Genomic DNA, 24210 nt, shown 5'->3' on the forward strand with positions numbered 1-24210 from the left:
CTCCAGGTCAGTCGAACTCGTCGCGCGGTGCGGTTGCCGCGGCGCGGGCCACCAGGTCGGCCAGCTCGGCGACCCGCGGCGGGTCGTCGGGCAGGTGGCTGGTGGCGATCCGGATGTGGTGCTCGGCGGGCGGGTCGATGTAGCACCGGCTGCCCGGCGCGACGGCGACCCCGAACCCGGCCAGGGCGACCATCGCGCGCGTCTCATCGGGGACGGGCACCCAGAGCACGAGCCCGTCGCGGGAGTGGACGTCGAAACCCCTGTCGCGCAGGGCGTCCGCGAGCGTCGTGCGGCGGTGGGTGTAACGCTCCCTGGCCTGTCTGATCAGGACACCCGTCGCGGGGTCGTTGATGAGGTACGCCTGCGCGTCCTGGAGGATGCGGCTGGCCCACACCAGGCCGAACCCGCGCTTGTGCCGGACCTGCTCGACCAGGTGCTCGGCCCCGGCCACCACGCAGCTGCGCAGTTCCAGGCCGTAGGCCTTGCAGTAGGAGCGGACCAGCAGGAGCCGTTCCGGGATGTGCGCGCCGATGCTGGCGACGGGGGCCGACGCGAGCGGACCGAGGTTGTCGTCCTCCACAACGGACACATCGGGGTTGGTCTCGAGCACGTCGGCCAGTTGTGCGGCGCGGTCGGCGGAGACGGTGTGCCCGAAGGGGATGTGGGCGCGCGGTTGGTAGATGAACGCGACCGGATTGTGCGTCAGGGCCTCGGCGAGCGCCGCGGGTATCGGGCCTTCCTCGTCGCACCGCACGCCGATCACGCGGATGCCGGAGCGCCGCAACGTGTCCAGCACCCGCGGGGCGGTCGGTTCCTCCACGGCGACCAGCTCGCCGGGGGCGGCGACGGCCTGGCAAGCCAGCAGTGTGCCCTCGTAGCCGCCTGCCACGACCGTCCACGCCTCGGGTGCGAACGGCCAGGTGGTCGCGACCGCCGCTTGCAGGCGCGGGGTGATGTAGTCGTGCTCGAACCCGTTGAGCCGCTCCGTGCGCACCCCTGCCGCGACGGCATCTTCCAAGGGCGGCAACAACACCGGGTCGGGCAGGCCCTGTTCGAGGTCGATCGCCGACCACCCGGGGAAGCAGTCGCGCGGAGTGGAGTCCGGCGGCGCGAGCGTGGTCGTCCCACGACGTCGACCGGTGGAGATCAGCTGCTCGGCCCGCAACTGCCCCCACGAGTCCGCGACCGTCGCCGGACTCACCCCCAACCCGGCAGCCAGCGCCCGCACCGTCGGCAACCGGGTACCGGGCGGCAACTCCCCATCCCGGATCAGCTCCCCCACCGCCACCGCGATCCCCTTGGCCGTCCGATCCCGCACCCGGTTGACAAGCCAGTGCACCGGCGTCTGCGCGGTGTGGCCCATCCCTGCTCCCCTGCTTTGTGCGTCCCCGACGTGGTACGACAAGCACGAACCGTAGCCGGCCGGAACCGCCGGTCAAGAACGTTTCACCTGGTGGCCGAACTGAACAAAAACCGCACAAAACCCGGGCATCCGGGTGACACCCGTGACCGGCACCACTCGCCGGAGGGTTTGTTCAGGCCGCCGGGCTGGAGCGGTTACGGTGGGCTGACCTGGAACCTGCTGGAGGCGCTGTGAGCCATGTCGAGTTCGTCGTCCGCGGAGGTGTTGGGCGGATCACGTTGAACCGGCCGCAGGCGCTCAATGCCCTCGATCACGCGATGGTGCTGGCGGTCACCGAGCACCTGGAACTGTGGCGCGCCGACCCGGCCGTGCGGGTGGTGGTCGTCCTGGGCGCGGGCGAGCGGGGACTGTGCGCGGGCGGCGACATCCGGTTCATCCACGAGGACGCCCGCGCGGGTGGTGCGGCGTCGCTGGCGTTCTGGGCCGACGAGTACCGGATGAACGCCCTGATCGCGCGGTACCCGAAGCCGTACGTCGCGTTCATGGACGGCGTGGTGATGGGCGGCGGTGTCGGGATCTCCGCGCACGGCAGCCACCGGGTGGTGACGGAACGGTCCCGGATCGCGATGCCCGAGGTGGGCATCGGCCTGGCACCCGACGTGGGCGGCACGTACCTGCTGTCCCGCTCCCCCGGGGAGTTGGGCACGCACATCGCGTTGACGGGCACCTCGATGTCGGGTCCTGACGCGATCCACTGTGGACTCGCGGACCACTACGCACCCAGCGATCGGCTGCCGGACCTGCTGGAAGCACTCGAATCCCGCGACGACGCCATCGCCTCCGTCGCGACCACTCCCCCACCCAGCGCGCTGGCGGCGGAACGGGAATGGATCGACCACTGCTACGCGCCGGACACCGTCGAGGAAGTACTCGACCGGCTGCGCGACAACGGCGAGGCAGCGATCGCCGCGGCAAGGGAAATCGAGCGAAAGTCACCGTCAGCCCTGAAGGTGACCCTGCGAGCCCTGCGCAACGCGGCGCTGCTACCAGACCTGGAAGCCGTCCTGGCACAGGACTTCCACACCTCCAGCCGAGCCCTCCGATCCCCGGACCTCGTCGAAGGCATCCGCGCCCAGATCATCGACAAGGACCGCTCACCCCACTGGTCCCCCGCCACCCTGGCCGAAGTGGACGAACCCCTGGTCGCCGGCTACTTCACGCCTTGACCACTCGCTGCCTGCCGTGCTTCCCCGGGGCGCATTACCTGCGAGGTAATCGACCGCGGGGCAGCGCTTTGGTGAGACTTGAGGGGTCATGTCGGCCTTGACCCAAGGGGTTCGAGTGAGCGATCTCAGCAGCGTTGTGGACGCGTACCTGGCCGTGTGGAACCGGACGGACGCGACGGCTCGGCGGGAGATGGTGGAGGGGGTCTGGAGCGAGGAAGGGCGGTATGTGGATCCCCTGGTGGACGTCAGGGGGTGGGCGGGGGTTGATCGGGTGGTGGCGCAAGCGCAGGCGCGGTTCACCGGGATGCGGTTCGTGCGGGGGGAGGTTTTCGAGGAGCACCACAACGTCGCGCGGTTCAGCTGGGAACTGATCCCGGCGGCGGGGGCCGAGGCGATCGTGGTGGGGTTCGACGTCGCCGTGGTCGACGACGACGGGCGGCTCGCGGCGGTGTACGGGTTCCTGGACAGGTACTAACGGGAGCGCAGGTACCGCTCCGTCGCCTCGTCGGAGGGGTAGAAGTTCTCGACGTGGAGTTCCTCGACGGTGATGTCGCGGGGTGTGCCGAAGGTGGTGACCGTGCCGAACAGGGACAGGTCGTGGCCGTCGTGGCGCAGGCGCAGCGGGGTGACGACGTCGAAGGGGTCGGTCGGGGTGTCGCCGGGGTCGGCCAGGGAGTTGGTCGACGGGTACGCGAGCAGCTCCCGGTGCAGGTCGGTCAGCTGCACCAGGCCCGCGCGGAGCTGGCGTTCCAGGCGGGTCAGGACGTAGCGGCGCCACTGGGTCAGGTTGACGATGCGCGCGGCGAGCCCCCGCGGGTGCAGGCTGTAGCGCAGCACGTTGAACGGCGGCGCGAGCAGGTCCGGCGGGGCGCCCTCGGTGAGCAGGGTGACCGCGGCGTTCGCGTCGACCATGTCCCAGCCGCCGTCGACGACGAACGCCGGGAACGGGTTGTGGCTGGTGAGGACCCGGCGGACGGCGGCGCGGACGGACTCCAGCCGCGGGGTGTCCAGGGCGCTCTCGGGGTAGGCGGGGGCGTACCCCGCGGCCAGCAGCATCCGGTTGCGGTCGCGCAGCGGCACGTCGAGCTGCTCGGCCAGCCGCAACACCATCGCCCGGCTCGGCGCCGACCGCCCGGTCTCCACGAAGCTCAGGTGCCTGGTCGAGATCTCGGTGCGCGACGCGAGCGCGAGCTGGCTGACGTCGCGGATCCGGCGCCACTCCCGGAGCAACCCGCCGATCGACGCGGTCTGTGTCATCGCGGGCGATGCTACCGGGCCGAGCGCGGGGGCGGTCAGTCGAAGCTGCTGTCGTCGGAGTCCGAGTCCTCGAAGATCTCGGTGGACTGGCGGCGGCCCTTGATCACGCTGTGCAGGTCGCCCTGCTCCTGGGGCGCGTTCGGCCTGGGCGGCGGCGGCTCGCCGTCGAAACCGCCGAGCTCGTCGTCGACGAGGACGAAGGCGTGCTTGAAGGCGAAGGGGATCCCGGTGCGGAACTCGAACAGGGTGCCGGGCAACTCCTCTTCGGTGTAGGTGGGCGCCTTGGGGGTGTGGCCCGCCAGCGACCGGTGCTGGGTGATGTGGCTGACGGCGGCACTCCAGATCACCGGGTCGGTGACCCGGGACGGGCACTTCAGCAGGGTCGGCCGGATGCGCTCGCGGTCGCTCTTGGCCAGGAGTTCGATCGCCACCCAGGGGGAGGTCCTGGGCAGGACGCCCCACCGGTTCTTGATCGCGCTGTCGTAGAGGTTGCCCGTGAAGCCCTTGAGGTCGTACAGGTCGTGCACCGCCAGCGAGTAGTCGGAGGTCAGCCTGGCGAGCCGAGTCAGTACCGAGCGCAGGTAGTTGTAGACCCGCAGGGACCGGTCGCGGTCGACCCACGGGCTGCTGCCCTCGATCAGGTCGAACTCCTCGGACCAGTCCTCGTACCAGCCCGCCTTGCTGACCAGCGCCGCGTGCTCGGTGCCCAGGAGCGCGAAGGGCAGGCCGAAGGTGGCGTGCCTGCTGCTGCCGCTCACCCCGGTCGACAGGGTGTCCGCGCCGTAGACGACGTGGTCGCCGTTGTGCACGACCAGGTCGTACGCGCCCAACTTCCCCCCGGTGAACGAGCCGCCCTTGACCAGCACCATGTCGGCGATCGCGGCGATGACCTCCCGGATGGCGCCGCGGCGCAGCTCCCACCCCGCGACGTCGGTCACCTCGGTCGGGCTGGTCTTGATCTCCATGGTGTACCCGAGGTACCCGAACGGCGCGTCCCCACCACCACCGATGTCGGTCGTGATCTGCACCAACACCTGCCCACCGGACACCACGTCGGCGATCTCCGACCCCCCGGACGCCTTCCTGCCGATCCGCACCCCGAGCAGCTCCTGCTCCGTCCCCACCGAGGGCCCGGCGAACTCGCTGCGGTACGGCGACAGGTCGAGAGGCATCATGCGCGAACTCCGAGACTGGGACCGACAGGTGGACCACCCACCCGATCGCCCCCACCCGCCCCGGCATATCACCCCACCGGAGTTGATCACCCGAATGGACGTCCGGGTGTCCACCTCGGACCGGGTGTCCGGTGTCCTGGGCTGTGCTTCCGCGGCCTGACAGCCGAACGGGAGACGCCCCGGGTTGGGGTGTCTCCCGTTCTGGTGGTGGTCAGCTCGCGCCCTGGGGTGCGGCTCGGCGGACGCGGGTGGCGGGGGCGATCACCGTGTTGTCGCTCGGGAGGGCGTCGCGGGTGGTGGGTTCGGCGACGGCCTTGAAGACGATGGTGCCCTCGGTCAGGTCCGCGGCGGTGAAGGTGTAGGTGAAGGGGAAGCGGGTGGTGCGGTTGGGGCGGGCGGTCTTGGTCAGCGAGGTGACGGGTTGGAAACCCGCCGAGGTGCCGCGGTAGAGGGTGACCTTGACGGTCTCGGTGTAGCGGCCGTTGGCGAGTGTGACGTCGATCGGCTTGGTGACGTCGACCCTGGCGGCGGTGGGCACGTCGAAGCCGGTGATCGCGACGTCGTGGGTGCGGATGGGGATGGTCTTGGTGGTGGTCGCGGTGCGGCCGCCGAGGCTGGCGACGGTCAAGCGCGCGGTGTAGTCCCCGTCAGCGGCGTAGCGGTGGTAGACGTAACCGCGGTCGGGGGTGACAACGGTGCCGTCGCCGAAGTCGAGCCGCTCGATGCTCGTGCCGTAGCCCTCGGGGTCCTGGGAGGTGTTGTCGAACCGCACCTCGTCGTGGATCGAGGCGCCTTCGGGCGAGACCTGCAGCGCGGGCCGCAAGTCCGCCGCGGCCCGCAGGCCCAGCACCACGTCGTCGGCGCCCGCGCTCGCCGCGTTGAACTGGATGTGCAGCGTGCGGCCCGCCTCTGCGCGCACGACGGACGTGTGGCTGTGGACGCACGCCACCTCGGCCCGCTCGGACCCGGCGTACACGGCGGCGACGGCGTTGTGGTCGGCCCACGCGTCCGCGCTCAACACCAGCGCCCCGGTCACCGCGGGCGTGTACCGGTACCAGACCGACGGCGAGCCGGGGTTGTGGTCGCAGGTGGCCGTCGGCTCGCCCGCCTCGACCGTGGCCGCCGCCAGCTTGACCGTCCCGGTGAAGGGCAGCTCCGAGATGACCTCGGCGTTCGCGAAGTGGTCGTTCGCGGGCGGGGTCAGCGCCTCGGCGGTGAACTGGAACGGCGCCGTCCACGGGTAAGCGGCGACGCTGACGTAGTAGGTCACCCCCGCGCTTGCGTCCAGCTCGCGTATCTGACTCCCCCCGGAGCAGCTGCGCGGCACCAGCGACAGCGCGCCCCGGGTGCCGGTGAAGACGCGCGTGTAGGCCCAGCCGCCGTGGAAGTCCAGCGCCAGCGTGGTGTCCACAGGGGAGGTGAACGAGTACCAGACGGAGGCGGACACCTCTTGCGCGCAGGTCGCCGGGTCGTCCGGCGCGCGGGTGGCCTCGCGCGGGTCGACCTGCTCGGTAAAGGGCAGGGTGATCGCGATGGCATTGTCGAAGTCGTCGTTGGACGGCGGCGCGGCGTGCGCGGTGCCGGGCACCAGTGCGGCGGCGGCCAGGGCGACGGCGGCCGTCACGGCCAGGCGCAGGCGGGTTCCTCGCGTGGTCATGGCTCTCCAGGTGTCTCGTCGCACGGTCAGCCCAGGCCGTTCGGTCCGGTGCGGACCGTGGTCGCCGGGGCCACGGCCTCGTTGTCGACCGGCCGGACGTCGCGCACGCCCTGGTCGAGGGTCACCACGGCCCGGAAGGTCACCCGGCCGAGGGTGGCGTCGCCGGGGGTGAAGGTGTAGTTGAACGGGAACGTCACGGTGCGGTTCGGGCGCGCGGGCACGTACTGGGTGGCGCGCGCGATCTCCTGGAAGCCCGTGGACGTGCTGCGGAACAGCGTGACGGTGGCGTTCTCGGCGATCCGCGTGTTGCCCACGGTGACCTCGATCGGCTTGGTCTGCCCGGGGCGGCCCGCGGTGGGGACGGTGAACGCGGCGACGCGCACATCGTGGGTCCGGACGGCCACGGCGCGGGTGGCGGTGGCGACGCGGCCGCTGGCGGAGGTGGTCGTGACGCGGACCTGGTAGTCGCCGTCCGCGGCGAACTGGTGGGTCACCTCGCGGCCGGAGGCGGTGGTGCCGTCGCCGAATGTCCAGGTCGAGCCGGTGATGGCCTCGTTCTCGATGTCCCACGTGTACTGCGAGAAGGTGACGGTGTCGAGCACGGACGGGTCTAGAGGCTGCTGGCCGATCTCGGTGCGCAGTGCGGGGGCCACGGCCAGTTCGATCCGGGTCGGGATAGCGGCAGGGATCCGGTTACTCACCTGGACGCGGTAGGTCTGACCAGCCGTAACAGCCAACACGCGGCGGTTGTAGGCATCGCACAAGACCTCGGTGAGGCTGCCGAGAGAGTTACCGGTGTAGACAGCGAACACGGACTCGTAGTCGTCGCTGGTCTGGTCGAAGGTGATCCATTCCGTGCGCGGTGCGGTGAACGAGTACCAGGCAGACGGCGCGCCGGTTTGTTGCACGCACGACGGGTTGGGCTCGGTGGGCTCCGCGGTGGCCGCGCCCAGTGCTACCTCGGCGGCGGCGGGGACCGTGGTGATGGGAGCCGCGTTCGCGAAGTTGTCGTTGGCGGGCGGCTGGACGTTGTCGATGGTCAAGGCGAGGTTCGCGTTCGACCACAACGGGCTGATCACCATCACGTGGTAGGTGGTGCCACCTACGACCGGGACCAGGTTCGCGTCGTAGTTCGAGGTGCGGCAGGTGTTCGGCACCGCGGTCAACGCCCCGCGCGTGCCGGTGAACACGGTCAGCATCCCGTACCCGTAGCCCGTTAGGCCTATCTGCACTACGCCGTCCGCAGTGGGGGTGAAGTCGAACCACACGGAACGCTCGTTGTTGGAACTGCATATCCACGGGTCGTCCGGCGCGGTGGTGGCCTCGGTGAACGTCACCGGACCCGCGTACGGGAACGCCGTGATTGCCGTAGCACCACCAAAGTCATCATTCGACGGCGGCGCGGCCTCCGCCACCCCCGGCACGGCCAACGCAAGACCAACCGCGACCACAACCGCCTTGCACCACGACAGGCGCATCCCCAGCACTCCCCAGTGTCAGGCCCCTCCCCCATCCGGAAGGACCCCCGCCCCTGATTCGACCGAGCCGCCGCTTCCGTAACAAACACTCGGCAAAGGAAGCCCAAAGCTGCCGGTTGACATCCACGGACTGTCACCTGGGTGCGTGCGTCGGGCTCACCGGCACACGGCTCCCTGTTTGCACCAGGTCAGTACCTTGCCCAGTTGGGTTACCGCGCGCAGGTCGTTGTTGTTGTTCGCGAAGCGGATGCGGTCGCCGGGCGTGAGTTCTGGGGTGGTGCTTGCGGTGACGTCGGCGGTGGCTAGGTAGCCGATCACGGACAAGAGGCGGATGCGGGCCTCGCCGGTGGGGGTCTTCCAGACGGCTGTTCCATCGGCGGCGATGGTGATGGGGCCTGGGCCTTCCCAGGTTCCGACGAAGCCTGCCGCGGTGGGCGATTGGAGGCGGAGGCAGAGGTAGTTGGGGGTCCACTCGATGGCGGTGAGGTCGGCGCAGTAGTTGGTGGTGACGGCTGTGGTGCCGGTGGTGCGGAAGGGGCGGCCGTTGTCGTCGATGGTGGTCTCGCCGCGGCGGGTGCCGGAGGTCCAGGTGAGGTGGAGGCGCCACTCGACCTCGTCGGTGGCGACGGAGGGGGTGATGACGAACTGCTCGACCTCGGACTCGTTGACCTGGAACGGGAACCGCGGCGCGGGGATCGTCTGGCCGCCCTCGGTGCCCGGTAGACCTACCGCGGACGGGTTGTCCTTGTTCAGGTCGACGCCGAAGCTGCGCGGTGTGACGTCAGCACCGCACGGCGTGTCTAGTAGCACCCCGGACGCGGCGGGCTTGCGGGACACCACTTCCACGCGAAGCGACTGCAACACAACCGCCGCAGGAACAGAACCCTGCAACGTCAGCACTACCTGCCCTTGGTCCGCCTGAATCGCACCCTCCGGCCGGTCGGTCAGCGGTATCGGACCCGTGGGGGTGGGCACGACCCACCCACCCGCGCACTTGCCGGGACTCACGGTGACCACGGCCTGCAACTCCGCCTCGTCCGCGGGTGCCGTCACGACCACCACCGCCAACACCGCCACCCCCAGCACGACGACAGCCACGAGCCCCACCGCGCCCAGCACCCACCTCGGCAGCGGCGCGGTCACCGTCACCGCCCCGGTGATCGTGTGCGCCTGCACCACCGACCCGCCGACATGCCCGGACATCGTGTTGCCCAACGCAGCCCCGCTGCCCGGAGCCAGGCTGTCGCCCGACACCGTACGGCTGCCCGAGACGGCGTCGTTGCCCAAGACAGGGTCGTTGCCCAGGGCCGAGTCGCCCGGCACCGAATCTCCTACGGCACCCCCCGCGGTGGGATCGCCCGACACCAATCCGCTCGACCCAGCACCCGCACCGCCCGCCTGACCGACACTGGACGCACCGAGTACACCGGACCGATAGCCCGCCCGCTGCCCCCGTGTGGACACCGCCAACGCCGCGACCGACACCGCCAGCCCCAGCAGTCCCGCGACCCACGAGGCCGCCTCCAGGACCGGCCGCAGCGGGTGCCGCTCGTCCGACAGCCACCCCGGCACGCCGAACTGCACCACCGCCCACGCCGCGACCCCGAGCACCAACGCCCCCGCCGCGATCCGCCGGGCCCGCACACCCCTGTCCGCCACCTGCCCCCCTCAACCGGCGTCCATGGTCCCACCGCGAGTTGTCCACATCCCCGCGACCCATCCACAGCCCTCGATGTCACCCTGGCTCCCGACCCCGAACTCCGGAAGGCTGGAAACGGGGGCTGCTCAGCACGGCCCACGCCCCCGACCACGGCCCGCCGCACGGCAGGCTCTCCCGAGCGCGAAGCACCGTGTCCGGCCCCCTCGCGCAAGACCGCGTTGGTCAACCTGCCCAGCACCGCGTCTGCCCGAACCGGCAAACACCGGCCATCAACCCCACCCCCACCGCCGGTTCCCGCAGCAGCGCCCATCGCCGAAAGCGGATTTCCGCCGCAGCGCCTTTCCCACCCCGATCCGAATGTGTGATCGCCCGCGGTCGGGGGTACGTGAAGGGTGATCGTGTTCGACAAGCAGTCTCGACGCCACGAGACGCCACGGGTTGGGAGTAGATGATGCCTCGGGTTCAGCAGCACCGCCGCCGGTTGCCGGGTAGCTGGTTCCGCACGACCTCGGTGCAGAGCCACTACCGCCGCTCGCCCGCACTGATCCCCACCATCATCGCCGTCGCGCTCGGGCTGATCCTGCTGGCCGTGCTGGTCTTCTGAGGTAGCACCACACGGGACGGGGCCGCCGCGGGGCGGTCCCTTCTGTGTATTCAGAGTAGCCTCGGCTGTCTGTGAAAAACCGTTCCGCGACAGGTCTTGTCGGCGGCGCGGAACTAGTAGGAGAGTGCTTTTCCAGCGATCGGGCGTCCCCCCGATCGCCCGGGGATCACCACACTGGGAATGTGTGAAAGCAAGTCATTCGGACATTCCCTCCCCCCTGCGTGTGGTGAACCCGGTCAGGGAAGGCACGGTTTATGGCAATCACCCTCCGAAAGAGCCTGATCGCGGGTCTCGCGGTCAGCGCGGTCGTCCCGGCGGTGCTGTGGGCGGCCAGTTCCTCGGCGACGGCGGCGCAGCCCGCGCAGCAGCCGAAGTACCAGCCGGAGATGGTGTCGGTGCTGGCCAAGTCGCTGGGCATCGACGAGGGCGCGGCGGTGGCCCGGTTGGACCGGGAGGCCGCGCAGCAGCAGAAGCTCGCCGACCTCACCCGCGGTGGCCTGCGGATCGACGGCAGCTTCGTCGACGCCAACGGCACCCTCACCGTCAACACCACCGACGCCTCGTCGGCCGCCACGGCGCGCTCGGCCGGTCTCGCGACCCGGGCCCCGGCCCGCGGTGAGGCGGCGCTGAGCCGCGTGCAGGCGCAGCTCGACCAGGCCGCGACCCGGCAGGTCCCCGCCGGTGTGGCGTCGTGGAGCGTCGACGTGGCCGCGGACGTGGTCAAGGTCGAGGTGTCCGACGCGGCGAAGCCGCAGGCCAGGGCGTTCCTCGCCGAGGCGGCCAAGTTCGGCGCCGCGGTGCAGGTCGTCAGGACCGGCACCCCGCTGCAGACGCAGGCCGTGGTGTACCCGGGCAGCAAGATGAACATCAACGGCGGCAGCGGCTACTGCTCCGTCGGCTTCGGTGCCCGCAACTCCTCGGGCACGCAGTACCTGGTCAGCGCCGGGCACTGCATCGCGGGCCTGCCGTCGCTCTACAACAACGGCGCCGCGTTCGCCAAGGGCACCGCCACCCGGTTCGCGGTGGGCAGCAACAGCGTCGACATGGGCGTCGCCAAGATCAACTCGGGTAACTCGATCGCCACCACGGTCGGCACCTGGGGCGCCACCTCCAACGTCGCGGTGCGCGGCGGCACCAAGGCCTCGGTCGGCTCGTCGATCTGCAAGTCCGGCGCCACCAGCGGCTGGACCTGCGGCACCATCAAGGCCTACAACGTGACGGTCACCTACACCGACCAGAACGGCGGCCCGGACACCGTGGTCCGCGGCCTGGCCAGCTCGTCGGTCTGCACCATGGGCGGCGACAGCGGTGGCGCCTACATCTCCGGCAACCAGGCCCAGGGCATGACCTCCGGTGGCCCGACCGGCCAGCAGTGCACCTTCAACGGCGGCGTGCAGAGCGGGAAGTCCTCCTACTTCCAGCCGCTGAGCGACGCGCTGTCGTACTACGGCCTCACCCTCAACGTGGGCTGACCAGCACCGCTCACCCACCGTCGCCGTCACCCCGAGGGGGTGGCGGCGACGGTGCCATCAGGGTGATACTCCGTCCTCGCCCTAGGAGAGTGAGCGCCATGACCGGGTTCCGCCAGGAGAGCGAGGCAGGCGCGGTGCCGCGCGCGGAGAACTTCGGCGACGCGCTGCGCACCGCCATCCACCGGCGCGACCTCACCCTGGACCGGATCCGCAGCAGGCTCGCCGACCGCGGTGTCGACATCAGCCTGGCCACCCTCAGCTACTGGCAGCAGGGCCGCAGCAGGCCGGAGCGCGCCAAGTCGCTGCGGGCGCTGCGGGAGCTGGAGACGATCCTCAACCTGCCGTCGAACGCGCTGTTCGACCTGCTCGACCCGCCGAAACCCCGCGGTCGGCCACTGGCGCCCAGCGGGGTCACCGGGACCCGCCTCTACGGCGACGACTCCCCGATCCGCGGGGTGCTCGGCGGGTCGTTCGAGCGGTTCAACAACGGCATCGTGCCGATGAACCTCACCGAGTCGTGCACCGTGGACGCGAGCCGGTCGCTGCGGCTGATCAGGACCATGCAGGTGCTGCGCGCGGTGCGGGAGGACCAGGACCACTTCCTGGTCGTGCACGGCGTCGACGAGGGCGACGTCATGCCGACCGACATCCGGGTGCACTCCGGGCGGTTGGGCGAGGTGCGGGTCGACCACGAGAACGGCTTCCTGGCCGCCGAGATCCGCTTCGGCCGGGTGCTGGCGAAGAACGAGACGACCATCGTCGAGTACGACACCGTCCTCGGCGAGAGCGCGGTGCCGTCGCGGGTGCACGAGCACCGGTTCCGCAACGCGGTGCCGAGCGTGCTGCTGCGCGTCCGGTTCGACCCCGCCGCGCTGCCCACCCGCTGCCACGGCTATTTCCGGGACTCGGTCCCGGCCGCCCAGAAGAACCGGCGCAGGCTGCTGGCGGACGCGTCGAACACCATTCACACGTACTTCCCGAAATGCGTGCCCGGGGTGTACGGGTTGATGTGGCAGTGGAAGTAGCTCAGATGAACATGCCGGTGGGCCGGATGATGATGGTGTTCACGTCAACGCCCTCGGGTTGGGTCAACGCCCACACGATCGTCTCCCCCAGTTTCTCGGCGGAGAGGAAATCGCGGTCGGGCACGCCGCCGGGCGCCTTGTCGAAGAAGTCGGTGCGGGTGGCCCCCGGCGAGACCAGGGTGACGCCGATGCCGTCGTCGATGAGCATCCGCCGGGTGTTCTCGGCGAGCCCGGTGACGGCCCACTTGGTCACGCCGTAGAGGTTGCCCGGCGAGTGGACGTGCCCGGCGACGCTGCCGACCAGCACGATCCGCCCCTTGGTGGCGCGCAGCGCGGGCAGCGCGACGTTGATCAGCACCGCCGGGCCGAGCACGTTGGTCAGCACCATGTCGCGCCAGCCCGCGGGATCCCCGTCCCCGAGCCCGTCGAACACCGCGAACCCCGCGTTCGCCACCACGCAGTCCACCCGCCCGAACGCCGACACCGCCCGCTGCACCGCCGCCCGCACGGCCACGTGATCAGCGGCGTCGCCCGGCGCGGTCAGCAGCCCCTCCGGGTCCCCCAACCGCGCCGCGAAAGCCCGCAACTTCTCCCCGTCCCGACCGGTGATGACGACCCGGTACCCCCGCTGGAGCAACTGCTCCGCGGTCGCCGCGCCGATTCCACTTCCGCCACCGGTCACCAATGCCACTCGCGCGTCGGACATGATCTCCCCAGATTCCGAAGGTAATGCGGACTTTATACGCCCGCCCGTTTCGCGCCGCAAACTTCTGGAGTTGGAGCAAACTCCAGCGCTATTCGCGGAAATACCACACCGGCCGGACCGGAGTAGGCTGGCATCCGGCGACTCTGGAGGGGGCCTCGTGCGACCTTTGTGGACGGAGCGGTTGGACGGCGGTTTCGACCGGTACGCGCTGGAGCGCGCGGACGTCCTCGCCCCGCTGTTCGGCGAGATCAGCCCGGTCCCGTTCGCCTGCGCGGTGTGGCGGCTGGCCGGACCGCCCGCGGTGGACCCCGGCTACCTCCGGCGCCACCCGCGGGTGCTGTCGGCGGACCTCGACCCGAGCGGGTGGGACGGCACCCTGACCGCGTCGGTGAGCCTCGCCGCCCCCTGGCCCGCCGCGCTGGCGTGGCCCCGCGACTGGTCGGCCGACCGCGGCTGGCGCGACTGGCCCACCCTGTTCGGCCAGTACGTCGACCCCACGGCCCGCGACATCGCCACGGTCCCCCACCTGCGCTCGACGCTGCTGGTCCAGGCCCCCATCCCGTTCACCGACCTCCCCCCGGCCCCCAACTCCGCCGACGCCGTCCCCGAAGCCGCCCGCCTGATCCTGACGACCCTGGTGCGCGAGCTGAACGCCCTGCTGACTCCCCTGCTCACCCGCTTGGACACCGCCCCCAGGCCGACCTGATCAACACCCCCTATCGCGACCTACCGGGTGGGTGCGGCACACTCGCCCTGCCGCATCGGGGGTCGGCACTGGGGAAGGTCTGTGGGGGACATGTTCTTGTTCGCGCGCGCCGCGGTGGCGGTGGGGATGTTGGCCGGGTTCTACCTGGTGGCGTTCGGGCTGCTGGGTGGGTTGGTGGCGCTCGAGGTCGCGATGCTGCGGAGTTCGGTGCCGCGCGGACTGGAGGCCGCGGTCCTGGTGGTACCGGTGGTGTTCGCGATCCTGGCGGCGGTGTTCACCGTCGACCGGCGGGTGGACGAGCAGTTGGCCGGGATCCCGGTCACGCCCCGACAGCAGCCGCGGCTGTGGGAGCTGGTGCGGCGGCTCGCCGACGAGGTGGGGACCCGGGTGCCGGATGAGATCCGGGTGGTCGCCGAGGTCAACGCCAGGGTGGTGGAGACCACGAGGGTGCTCGGGCTGGTTGTGTTGCGGCGCCGGATGTACGTGGGCGCACCGTTGCTGGCGGCGATGACTGAGCGGCAGTTGGCGGCGGTCCTCGCGCACGAGCTGGGTCATTACGCCAACCGGGACACCCGGCTGTCCGGTGTGGTGCTGACCGGCCGGGACGCCCTGGTGCGGCTGCTCGACGGGATGACCACCGAGATCTGGCCGCAACGGCACCTGCGCAGGCTGTTCCTCGGCTACACCAAGCTGTACGCGCGGGTGTCCAGTGCGCTCTGCCGCCGCCAGGAACTCGCCGCCGACGCGGTGTCCGCGCGGATCACGGGTTCCGACGCGGCCGTCAGCGCGCTGCGGGAGCTGCACGTCGTCGACCACCTCTGGCGGATCTTCACGCACCGCCACCTCGCCGCGGGGTGGTCGGCCGGGTACCTGCCGCGGTCGATGTTCGACGGTTTCGCCCAGCTGCGCGCCACGCCGGAGGCGCACCCGGTGCTCGACCACGTCCGGCAGCAGGATCCGCAGGACGTCGACCGCGGGCCGTACGACTCGCACCCGCCGATGGCCGACCGGATCGCCGCGATCGGGGCGATGGCCGTGCCGGAGCGGGCCGGGTGGGCGGAGCGGCCCGCGATCGAGCTGCTCGACGACGCGGTGCCGCTGCTGGACCGGTCGCTGATGCTGACCATGGACGCCGACGCCGACCGCAAGCGGCGGGTCGACTGGGCCACTCTGGGGCACGTCGGGTTCCGCCACCGGTGGGTCAAGCAGATCACCAGGCTGGTGCGGGCCGCGGGCAAGCTGGTGCGCAGGCCGCCCAGCCTCGGAGCCGTGCTGGACGCACTCGACGCGGGCCGCCTCGCCGACCTCGTCCCCCACGACCGGAAGCCGGGCGATCCGGTCGTCACCCCGCAGGCGCGACGGGAGCGGGCGCGGGTCTTGCTGAGCCGCGAGCTGTACCAGCTGGTGCTGCTGGCGCTCATCGACGCGGGCCACGGCCGGTGGTCGGTCGACTGGACCTTCCTGCCCAGCCTCGACACCGGTGAGTTCGACCTGACCGTCCTGCCTGCCCTGGTCGAGGCGGCGCTCGCCGAGGAGCCGGACACCTCGGGCCTGCGGGCGCTGCTCGCCGAGTCCGGTGTGGAGTTGCCGTACCGCCCGTTGGTCCACTCTGGAGGGAAGCGTTGAGGAAGTTGTTCTCCCGCAAGAAGTCGGTGCCGGACCTTGTGCCGGATGAGGAAGTCAGCGACAACCGGATCCCGGACCACCCAGGGGTGCTGGCCGCCTACCGGGCCGCGCTCGGCGGCGACTGGGAGCCCGCCGCGGAGGTGGTCGCTTCCACCTGGGGCGACTGGGAAGCGCGCGCGGATGTCGTGTTCGAGCTCGCGGACGCGGCCGCGCAGGACGACGCGTGGCTGACCGCGTGGCGCGCCGCTCGACCGGACGACCCCGGGCACGCGGCGGTGCTGGCGCAGTCGTCCGTGTTGCGCGCCTGGGAGGTGCGCGGCGCGCAGAAGGCGGACCAGACGACCCCGGACCAGGTCGAGGGCTTCCAGCGGTTGCTCACCGAGGGGCGTGACGCCGCGCGGGTGGCCGCCGAGGCCGCGCCGGAGGACCCGACGCCGTGGTGGACGCAGGTCATGCTGGCGCGTGGCCTGCCCGTCGCGCACGCGGAGTTCGAGGCGGTGTGGGCCGAGCTGGTCGCCAGAGACCCGCTGCACCGCTACGGCCACATCCAGGCCCTGCAGTACTGGTGCGCCAAGTGGCACGGCTCCGACGAGCTGATGACCGACTTCGCCACCCGCGCCGCCGCCAAGTCCCCGCGCCTGGCCCTGATCGCCCTGCTCGGCGCCTTCGAGCACACCGAGGACCGCTGGCGCGCCCCCGACGTCGTCGCCGCCCTGGACGCCCTGATCGCCCGGCTGGCCACGGAGACCGTGGAGACCAACTTCACCCGCAAGGAACGCGGCTGGGCCATCCACGCCCTCATGTCCAACAACCGCCCCGCCGACGCCCTCACCCAGTTCCGCGCCCTCGGCGCCCGAGCCGACAACGAACCCTGGTCCCTCACCGGCCAGGCCCGCCGCGTCTTCCTGCACACCCGCGACCAGGCCCGCGCCGAGGCCGCCCGCCCCTAGACATTCGTCCGGGCCTGGGTCAAAGGACATCCCACTCCCACTCGCTCACGCTGGACGGGAGTCCTCAGCCGCGCCCACAGTCCGTGGGAAGACAACAAGATCACGCGCCACCAGGGCGCTCGGCAACCATTACCCAGGGGACGCGCCTGATGAAGGCTGCCCGCCAGTGGCGGTGGCTTTATGGGCGACCAGCGAACCATCCGACTCCACCGGCGAACGCCCCGTCTGGCAGGCGAGGCGTTCGTCCTGTGTGGACCTCAGCCCGCGTATGAGGTGTAGGTGATGTCGGCGGTGTTGCCCGGGCCCGCTACCAAGCGGTTGAGGATGCTGGTTGGCTGGCCGCAGTCGCGGAATGGGGGGATGGTGATGGTGCCGGTCATCGGGTTGGGGGTGCCGTCGGTCTTGAAGTCGGGGGCGGAGGTCAAGGGGAGGTCGACGGTGGTGGTGCAGTTCGGGGTGAGGTAGGTGCGGTTGCCGATGGTGATGCGGGGGACGGTCACCTTCTGCCGGGTGGTCACCGTGAACACGCCGCCGCGGAAGGTGCCGGTGGCCGGGGACACCGGGGTGAACTCGACGTTCGCGGTGCCGTAGGTGGCCAGGCGGACCTGGGTGGGGGCGAAGGCCGGGTTCGAGGTGTGGGTGCCGGTGGCGAGTTCGAGCGCGGTCGCCTGCTCGCCGACGAGTCGCAGGGCGGTGTCCTTGATCGCGATCGTCCCGCCGATGTCGAAGTAGTGGTGGGCGAGGAAGTCCTTGGTGCGGATGGGGAACACCTCGCTGCGGCGCTCGCCGCCCATGTCGACGGCCTTGACGCGGATGTAGTAGTCCGTGTTGGGCTTGAGGCCGGTGACGGTCCCGGTCGTGGTGCCCGCGCCGATCAGGCGGAGGGTGGGCACCTCGTCGACCAGGATGTCGTAGCCCAGGGGCGGGCCCATGAGTCCGCGGGTGGGGTCCCAGGACACGGTGATGCTGTCGGTGGTGATGTTGCCGAACCTCAGGTTCCGCGGCGCCGGGTGGTTCTCGGAGATGATGCTGTCGGTCCGGATCGTCATCCACCGCTTGGGCTCCGCGATGGTGCACGGGGTGTTGATCCCGCCCCGCACGGCGGGTGAGGTGTCGGCACGCCGGGGCAGCAGGCCGACACCGATGCCGGTGACGTCGACGTAGTTCGTGCCGGTGAGGTAGCTGGAGTAGACCGGCGCGGTGTAGCCGATCACCGGGACGACGAGCTCGCGGCCGGGGGTGATCGGGGTCGACGCGAGGGCCAGGGTGTTGTCGGCCCGGGCGGTGTAGGTCCCGCTGATCGCCAGCTGGAGGTTCACCTTCCCCTCGACCGTGGTGGCGCCCTTGGCCACCAGCGCGTCGACCGCCGCGGCGGGCAGGATGACGGTGCCGGTGATCCGCCGCGCCTCGGCGGCCGGGCTGAGGTACGCCGGGTTCTCCACGTCGGCCGAGACCGCCACCCGCACCGACCCCACCGCCGGGTCGGCGCACTGCCCGGTCACGTCGACCGACATCACCTGGGCCGCCGCGGGCACCGCGGTCAACCCGACAACGGCGACGGCGCCCACCACCGCGCCCGCGATTCTCCTTGTAAGCACAGGGTTTCCATTCGCAGGGGAACAGGGACGTCAGCATCGTATGACCGGCCACCCCCGCGAACCAACGATGTTGCGCCGAACGCAGGCCGAAGCCTCCGCGCCCGAAACACTTGCCCGGAAAGGCAATCCGGCTCTCACTGACCGGTGAGGCCGGTCTCCGCCACGCCGCGGACCAGGTAGCGCTGCAAGAGGGTGAAGACCCCGACGATCGGGAGGATGGACACGGTGGCGGCGGCGAACAGCAGGGTGGTCCGCGGGTTCTGCGCGGTGAGCAGGCTCGACAGGGCGACCTGCACGGTCCAGGTCGAGGAGTCCTGGGCGATGACCAGCGGCCAGAGGAACTGGTTCCAGCTGCCGATGAAGTCGATGACCGCGATGGCGGCGACGAAGCCCGTCGAGTTCGGCACCACGACCCGCCAGTAGACGCCCCACCGGGACAGCCCGTCCAGGCGCCCCGCCTCTTCGAGCGGGACCGGGAAGTCCAGGAAGTACTGGCGGAACAGGAAGACGTTCACCGCGCTGAACAGCCCGGGCACCACGAGGCCGCGCAGGTCCGACAGCCACCCCAGGCTCGACACCACGACGAAGCTGGGGACGAACGTGACGGCGGTCGGCACCATCAGCGTCGCCACGACCGCGTACAAGACCTTCGGGGCGTGGCGATACGGGATCCGCGCCAGGCCGTAACCCGCCAACGAGCACAGCACCACCTGGCCGACGGTCTGGAGCACCGCGACCACCGTCGAGTTCACCAGGCTCCGCGCGAAGGGGATCTCCTTGTAGGAGAACACATCCCCCAACGCGGGCCACGCCTGCACACCCAAGGCCACGAACGGCACCAGGAACAGCACCGTCGCGGGGATCAACGCCAGCCAACGCAGGAGTCGCATCATGTCGGCCTCCGCAGGACTCGGCCGGACAGCAACGTCACCAGCGCGATCACCAGCGCCAGCACGACCGCGCCCGCACTCCCCCGACCGAGGTCCTGACCGCCGGAGCCGAGGGAGGTGTAGTACAGGTACACCAACGGTGGGCGCGCGAACGGCGGGTAGCCGCGGGAGTCGCCGAGGATGTTGTAGAACTCGTCGAAGGCCTGGTAGGCGTTGATGAGGTTGAGGGTCAGCACCGCGACCAGTGCGCCGCGCAGGCCGGGCAGGGTGATGTGCCGGAACGTCTGCCAGCCGGGCGAGGCGCCGTCGATCCAGGCCGCCTCGTACAGGTGGGTGGGGATCCGCTGCAGCGCGGCGATGAACAGGATCATGTAGAAGCCCAGCTGCAACCACAGCCGGGCGGTGACGAGCACGACCCAGTACAGCGGCGGGTCCACGGTGCCGACCCAGGCCTGCGGGTCGGCACCGAACCAGCCGAGCACGGTGTTCGCCACCCCACTGTCCACTCCGGAGAACAGCGACATCTTCCACACCAGCGACGCCACCACGTACGAGCACGCGAACGGCAGGAAGAACACCGACCGGAAGAACGCCCGCGCGACCCGGATCCGGTTGACCAGCAACGCGAGCACCAGCGACAGCACGACGGTGGTCGGGACGATGAACGCGGCGAACACGGTGAACGTGCCGATGCTGTCGAGGAAGGCGCGGTCGGTGAGGATGTCCACGTAGTTGCCGAGGCCGACGAACTCGGTCGGGGTCACCGTGTTGCGCGCGTCGAAGAAGCTGAGGTACGAGCTCCAGGCGATCGGCAGGTACGTGAAGAGCAGCAACCCGACCGCGAACGGTCCGACGAACAGCCAGAACGTCCGCGTGGTCCGCGACCTCACCGGTCCAGCCGCGCGATCTCGTCCCTCGCCACGTCCAGGGCCGCGCGCAGTTCGGCCGCGGGATCGGCGCCCTGCCTGGCGATCCGGGCGACCGCGTCCGACAGGGCGGTGTTGGCGCGAGCGGACCAGCGGGCCGGGCTGGCGATGCGGCCGCCGCGGGTGACGAACCCGACGATGTCCTTGCCCGGCCCGTCCCGCAGCGGTCGGGCGCTCGCGGCGAGGCTCTCCCTGGCGGGCAGGTGCGCGCCGAACGCGGTGGCGAACTCGGTCTGGTACTCGGCCTTCTCGACCCACAGCCACCTGACGTACGCCTTGGCCGCCTCGACGTCGGCACCGCGGGCGTTCACCATCGCGCTGTACGCCCCCACCGGCACCGACTCCGCGCCCGCGGCGTCCAGGCGCGGGAACGGCAGGACACCGACGTCGTCACCGAGCGCGGCGGTGATCTTCGGCAGGTTCCACAGGCCGGTCCACTGCATCGCGACCCGCCCGTCGACGAGCGCGCCGGGATCGGACCAGTCGGTCGGGGATCCGAGGAGCAGGGCCTGGTTCAGGTCGCGCAACTTGCCGAACACGGTGGCGGCGCGCGGGTCGTCGAACCCGGGGGCCTTGCCGTCCTGGGAGAGGAAGTCCAGGCCTGCCGACCACAGCAGCGGCGCGGTGAGCACGCCGACCCCGCCGTCGTTACCCGCGAAGAGCCCGCGCACGGCACCGGTGTTGAGCCGTTTGGCGGCATCGATCAGCTCGTCCACGGTCCGGGGCGGGGTCACACCTGCCTTGTCGAGCAGGCTCTTGCGGTAGTAGAGGACCTGGGTGTCGATCGCCTGGGGAATGCCGTAGAGCCTCCCGTCGACCGTCTGGGACTCCAGGAGCGTCCGCACGAAGTCACCCCGGGTGTCACCGAGCAGGTCGTCGAGGGGCACCACCTGCCTCTGCCGCACCCAGTCGACCTTGACCTGCGCCTCGAACACATCCGGCACCCCACTGGTCTGCAACGCCGTCAACACCTTGGAGTCGTAGTCCCCCGGGTTCCACTGCACCTCGACCCTCGCCCCCGGGTACGCGGCCGCATACCTGCGCACCGCGTCCTGCACCCCGTCCTCGCCATAGGCGTGGTACCAGTGCCGCAACGCCCCCTCCGCGCTCCCACCCCGTCCCGTGTTCGCCCCACACGCCGCAAGCCCCAACAACCCCGCGACCACCCCGAACGACCGACGGCTCAGCTCGACACCCATCCGACCTCCCCACCTCGACGTGAGAGGAATTGTCGAACCCCCGTGATCATCTGTCGAATCCTCCCACCAGGAGGACACCGGCAATCGGCCGAACGAGCGAGCGCCACCGCACCGGCTACACCCTGTGATCACCGCGTGCGGCGACGCCTGTGGTAGTCCACAAGGGACTTTCCGGTCAATCCGGTTGTCGGCCGCAGTAGAGTGTCGCGCATGGACCGCGTCGGTGGATCGTTCTACGGGTTGGCCTTCGGTGACGCGCTGGCGCGTCCCACCGAGTTCCTCGACGTCGCCGAGATCGGGCGGCGGTTCGGGGACGGGCCGGACGAGTTGGTCGGCGATCCCGCGCTGGTGACCGACGACACGCAGATGGCGCTCGCGGTGGCGTGGGCGCTGCGGGATGTCGACCGGTACAGCGCGCAGGCACTGGAACCGAGGTTGCGGGAGCGGTTCGTGACCTGGCTGAACAGCCCCGACAACAACCGCGCGCCTGGGATGACCTGCCTGCGGGCGTGCGAGGCGCTGGAAGCGGGCAAGCTGTGGGTGGAGGCGACCGTCACGGGGTCCAAGGGGTGCGGGGCGAACATGCGCGTCACCCCGGTCGGGTTGCTGCCCGGGCTCGACCTCGACCTCCTCGCGGGCATCTCCCAACTCCAGGCGGCGATGACGCACGGGCACCCGACCGCGCTGGCCGCCTCCGAACTCACCGCCTACGCCACCCGACTGCTGGTGGACGGACTGCCGCTCGCCGAGGTCGCCGCAGCGTTGCGGGACAGGTGCGCGGAGCAGCGAACCGTGTACCGGGCCGACTGGCTGGGAACGCTGTGGGAGGGTCCTGGCGCGACCACGCCCGCGGCGTTCATCGCCCGTGGTTGGGACGAGTGCGCCGCCGCCGTGGACCTCGTGATCAGCGCGCTCGGGCGCCCGGACGACGGCGAGGACGCCTGCCTGGCCACCGGCGCGGGCTGGATCGCCGAGGAGGCGTTGGGGACGGGGCTCTACTGCGCTGTCCGGCACGCCGACGACCCGGTTCGCGCGCTCACCCGGGCGGCGCGGACCAGTGGCGACTCGGACTCGATCGCGGCGTTGACCGGGGCCTTCGTCGGGGCCGTGCACGGTCTCGCGGGGTGGCCGGGTGAGTGGGTCGACCGGATCGAGTACACCGACCAGATCGGGGCCCTGACCTGATCATGTCGCTAGTGGACGGCGGCCCCATCGCCGAAGGGTGTCTGGCCGCGTTGCCGTCAGGGTGGATCGCGCTGGTTGATGGGGAGTTGGTCAGCACAGGCGGTCTGCGCTGGAAGGTCGGGACCGCGGAGGGAACCAGGCTGCACACCTCGGTCGACGGGCGGTACGCGGCCGCGGTGGTCGATCGGGGGTCGCGCGGTGTCGTCGTGGATCTGGCCAGTGGGGCCGTCACCGCGGAACTCGACCGGGGCGACTACGGCTCGACGTCGACCGACTTCCCGGTGGCGTTCCTCGGCACCGGGGAGTTCGTCGCGGCGACCGACTGGAACCAGCTCGGCCTGTTCGACGCGGCGACCGGAGCGCGGCGCGCCACCCACGGCGACGACATCGACTTCTTCCACGGCGGCCTGACCGTGAGCCCGTCCGGGAAGTGGCTGGTCATCGACGGCTGGATCTGGCAGCCGGTGGGCGCGCAGCTGCTGGTCGACCTCGACGCGTGGCGGGCGGGCAAGCACGACGCCACCGACGTCGGCCCGTACCCCGATGACTGGAACCGCCCCACGGCCTGGCTCGACGACGAGACCATCGCCGTCCAGGGCGAGAACGGCATCACCCTGGTCGCCATCCCCAGCGGCGAGACCAAGCGAACCATCGCGGCGCCGCCAGGCAGGCTGTGGTCCCACGACGGCCGCTTGTACGTCGCCGCACAACACGGGCTGGAAGTCTGGTCCCCCACCGAACGCGTCAGCCTGGTCGACGGATTCCGCCCCATAGCGCAGAACCCGACCACCGGTGCCCTCGCGGACCGCGACCTCAACACCTGGCTGCCCTGACCACACACACGCGCGCCAGGAGAATCGCGGTCATGACAGTGCAAGAGTTCTGGGACCGGCAAGCGGCGACGTTCGACGAAGCGGCGGATCACGGCCTGCGGGATCCCAGCGTGCGAGCGGCGTGGGCGGAGCTGCTACTCCCGTTGCTGCCGCCCGCGCCCGCGTCGGTGGTCGACCTCGGGTGCGGGACGGGGACCCTCTCGGTGCTGCTCGCGGACGCCGGACACCAGGTGCGTGGGCTGGACCTGTCGCCGGGGATGCTCGCCGTCGCGGCGGCCAAGGCGAAGGGGCGCGTGGAGTTCACCCGCGGGGACGCCGCCGAACCGCCGTACGACCCGGCGTCGTGCGACGTGGTTCTGGTGCGGCACGTGCTGTGGGCGCTGCCCGATCCGGGTGCGGCGCTGGACCGGTGGGTACGGTTGCTGCGGCCCGGCGGGCGGTTGGTGCTCGTCGAGGGGCGCTGGTTCACCGGCGCCGGACTCACCGCGTCCGAGTGCCGCGCCCTGGTGCTGGGTAGGCGCCAAGAGGCCACCGTGCGCGGGCTCGACGACCTCGCGCTCTGGGGTCACCCGATCGAGGACGAACGGTACGTGCTGGTCAGCGACGCGTGATGGACACCACCGGCAAGCCCGACCCTTATTAGGTAAGCCTTACCTTAATCTAGGTGGGTACGC

The 24210-nt window shown here is 70.8% G+C and carries 23 protein-coding genes; 12 read left to right on the top strand and 11 right to left on the bottom strand.

Annotated elements, in window-relative coordinates:
- Window positions 1-7 precede the first annotated feature (7 nt).
- Window positions 8-1363: an aminotransferase-like domain-containing protein gene (locus tag BMY07_RS04910; protein ID WP_092775227.1), complete on the bottom strand. Its 1356-nt coding sequence runs from the start codon at window positions 1361-1363 to the stop codon at window positions 8-10.
- A 90-nt stretch (window positions 1364-1453) separates the two neighbouring features.
- Here BMY07_RS04910 and BMY07_RS34135 point away from each other — a divergent pair, with 90 nt between their 5' ends.
- From BMY07_RS34135 to BMY07_RS04920, 3 genes are all read left to right on the top strand, one after another.
- On the top strand, window positions 1454-1597 hold the full coding sequence (locus tag BMY07_RS34135) for a hypothetical protein (protein WP_177215447.1): 144 nt from the start codon (window positions 1454-1456) through the stop codon (window positions 1595-1597).
- On the top strand, window positions 1594-2589 hold the full coding sequence (locus BMY07_RS04915) for an enoyl-CoA hydratase/isomerase family protein (protein ID WP_092775228.1): 996 nt from the start codon (window positions 1594-1596) through the stop codon (window positions 2587-2589). The genes BMY07_RS34135 and BMY07_RS04915 overlap by 4 nt, the downstream gene beginning before the upstream one ends.
- 115 nt (window positions 2590-2704) lie before the next feature.
- Window positions 2705-3064, top strand: coding sequence for a nuclear transport factor 2 family protein (locus BMY07_RS04920; RefSeq protein WP_092775229.1), 360 nt, complete (start codon window positions 2705-2707; stop codon window positions 3062-3064).
- On the opposite strand, the gene BMY07_RS04925 is transcribed toward BMY07_RS04920, so the two are convergent.
- From BMY07_RS04925 to BMY07_RS04945, 5 genes are all read right to left on the bottom strand, one after another.
- Entirely contained in the window at window positions 3061-3846 is a 786-nt protein-coding gene (locus tag BMY07_RS04925; RefSeq protein ID WP_092775230.1) for a helix-turn-helix domain-containing protein, read from the bottom strand. The genes BMY07_RS04920 and BMY07_RS04925 overlap by 4 nt on opposite strands.
- A 35-nt stretch (window positions 3847-3881) precedes the next feature.
- Window positions 3882-5021 carry an actin cross-linking domain-containing toxin gene (locus BMY07_RS04930; RefSeq protein WP_092775231.1) on the bottom strand — a complete coding sequence of 380 codons (1140 nt, stop codon included), beginning with the start codon at window positions 5019-5021 and terminating at the stop codon, window positions 3882-3884.
- Window positions 5022-5232: 211 nt separating this feature from the next.
- Complete coding sequence (locus tag BMY07_RS04935; protein ID WP_092775232.1) at window positions 5233-6678, bottom strand: PKD domain-containing protein; 1446 nt, start codon at window positions 6676-6678, stop codon at window positions 5233-5235.
- Window positions 6679-6704: 26 nt separating this feature from the next.
- A complete protein-coding gene (locus BMY07_RS04940; RefSeq protein ID WP_092775233.1) occupies window positions 6705-8156 on the bottom strand; it encodes a PKD domain-containing protein in 1452 nt (483 codons plus the stop codon).
- A 156-nt stretch (window positions 8157-8312) separates the two neighbouring features.
- Complete coding sequence (locus BMY07_RS04945) at window positions 8313-9815, bottom strand: hypothetical protein (protein WP_143073357.1); 1503 nt, start codon at window positions 9813-9815, stop codon at window positions 8313-8315.
- Window positions 9816-10267: 452 nt separating this feature from the next.
- Between BMY07_RS04945 and BMY07_RS34140 the strand changes: the two genes are divergently transcribed.
- The 3 genes from BMY07_RS34140 (at window position 10268) to BMY07_RS04955 (ending at window position 12917) form a co-directional block, all read left to right on the top strand.
- Window positions 10268-10420 (top strand): hypothetical protein, encoded by a 153-nt coding sequence (locus tag BMY07_RS34140; RefSeq protein WP_177215449.1) that lies wholly within the window; start codon window positions 10268-10270, stop codon window positions 10418-10420.
- Window positions 10421-10674: 254 nt separating this feature from the next.
- Window positions 10675-11892, top strand: a complete 1218-nt coding sequence (locus BMY07_RS04950; protein WP_092775235.1) for a S1 family peptidase — start codon at window positions 10675-10677, stop codon at window positions 11890-11892.
- A gap of 98 nt (window positions 11893-11990) precedes the next feature.
- Complete coding sequence (locus BMY07_RS04955) at window positions 11991-12917, top strand: helix-turn-helix domain-containing protein (protein ID WP_092775236.1); 927 nt, start codon at window positions 11991-11993, stop codon at window positions 12915-12917.
- A gap of 1 nt (window position 12918) precedes the next feature.
- Here BMY07_RS04955 and BMY07_RS04960 read toward each other — a convergent pair whose 3' ends face one another.
- Window positions 12919-13623, bottom strand: coding sequence for an SDR family oxidoreductase (locus BMY07_RS04960; RefSeq protein WP_092775237.1), 705 nt, complete (start codon window positions 13621-13623; stop codon window positions 12919-12921).
- 157 nt (window positions 13624-13780) lie between these two features.
- Here BMY07_RS04960 and BMY07_RS04965 point away from each other — a divergent pair, with 157 nt between their 5' ends.
- The 3 genes from BMY07_RS04965 (at window position 13781) to BMY07_RS04975 (ending at window position 16905) form a co-directional block, all read left to right on the top strand.
- Window positions 13781-14329, top strand: coding sequence for a hypothetical protein (locus BMY07_RS04965; RefSeq protein WP_143073358.1), 549 nt, complete (start codon window positions 13781-13783; stop codon window positions 14327-14329).
- A gap of 90 nt (window positions 14330-14419) precedes the next feature.
- Window positions 14420-15955, top strand: a complete 1536-nt coding sequence (locus BMY07_RS04970; protein WP_092775239.1) for a M48 family metallopeptidase — start codon at window positions 14420-14422, stop codon at window positions 15953-15955.
- Window positions 15952-16905 carry a hypothetical protein gene (locus BMY07_RS04975; RefSeq protein ID WP_092775240.1) on the top strand — a complete coding sequence of 318 codons (954 nt, stop codon included), beginning with the start codon at window positions 15952-15954 and terminating at the stop codon, window positions 16903-16905. Before BMY07_RS04970 ends, BMY07_RS04975 begins: the two co-directional genes overlap by 4 nt.
- Window positions 16906-17162: 257 nt before the next feature.
- On the opposite strand, the gene BMY07_RS04980 is transcribed toward BMY07_RS04975, so the two are convergent.
- The 4 genes from BMY07_RS04980 to BMY07_RS04995 all read right to left on the bottom strand — a co-directional run bounded on the left by BMY07_RS04980 (window position 17163) and on the right by BMY07_RS04995 (window position 21518).
- Window positions 17163-18503, bottom strand: coding sequence for a fibronectin type III domain-containing protein (locus tag BMY07_RS04980; protein ID WP_143073359.1), 1341 nt, complete (start codon window positions 18501-18503; stop codon window positions 17163-17165).
- A gap of 134 nt (window positions 18504-18637) precedes the next feature.
- Window positions 18638-19396 carry a carbohydrate ABC transporter permease gene (locus BMY07_RS04985; protein WP_092775242.1) on the bottom strand — a complete coding sequence of 253 codons (759 nt, stop codon included), beginning with the start codon at window positions 19394-19396 and terminating at the stop codon, window positions 18638-18640.
- Window positions 19393-20283 (bottom strand): carbohydrate ABC transporter permease, encoded by an 891-nt coding sequence (locus BMY07_RS04990; RefSeq protein WP_092775243.1) that lies wholly within the window; start codon window positions 20281-20283, stop codon window positions 19393-19395. The genes BMY07_RS04985 and BMY07_RS04990 overlap by 4 nt, the downstream gene beginning before the upstream one ends.
- Window positions 20280-21518 carry an ABC transporter substrate-binding protein gene (locus tag BMY07_RS04995; protein ID WP_092775244.1) on the bottom strand — a complete coding sequence of 413 codons (1239 nt, stop codon included), beginning with the start codon at window positions 21516-21518 and terminating at the stop codon, window positions 20280-20282. The genes BMY07_RS04990 and BMY07_RS04995 overlap by 4 nt, the downstream gene beginning before the upstream one ends.
- Window positions 21519-21728: 210 nt before the next feature.
- On the opposite strand from BMY07_RS04995, the gene BMY07_RS05000 reads away from it, so the two are divergent.
- Genes BMY07_RS05000 through BMY07_RS05010 form a run of 3 tightly spaced genes read left to right on the top strand, consistent with a single transcriptional unit; the run spans window position 21729 to window position 24147 of the window.
- Window positions 21729-22703, top strand: coding sequence for an ADP-ribosylglycohydrolase family protein (locus BMY07_RS05000; RefSeq protein ID WP_092775245.1), 975 nt, complete (start codon window positions 21729-21731; stop codon window positions 22701-22703).
- A gap of 11 nt (window positions 22704-22714) precedes the next feature.
- Window positions 22715-23536 carry a hypothetical protein gene (locus BMY07_RS05005; RefSeq protein ID WP_143073360.1) on the top strand — a complete coding sequence of 274 codons (822 nt, stop codon included), beginning with the start codon at window positions 22715-22717 and terminating at the stop codon, window positions 23534-23536.
- A 32-nt stretch (window positions 23537-23568) separates the two neighbouring features.
- On the top strand, window positions 23569-24147 hold the full coding sequence (locus BMY07_RS05010; protein ID WP_092775247.1) for a class I SAM-dependent methyltransferase: 579 nt from the start codon (window positions 23569-23571) through the stop codon (window positions 24145-24147).
- The last annotated feature ends 63 nt before the right edge of the window (window positions 24148-24210 follow it).

The organism is Actinokineospora terrae (assembly GCF_900111175.1).
In the GTDB taxonomy this organism is placed as follows: Bacteria; Actinomycetota; Actinomycetes; order Mycobacteriales; family Pseudonocardiaceae; genus Actinokineospora; species Actinokineospora terrae.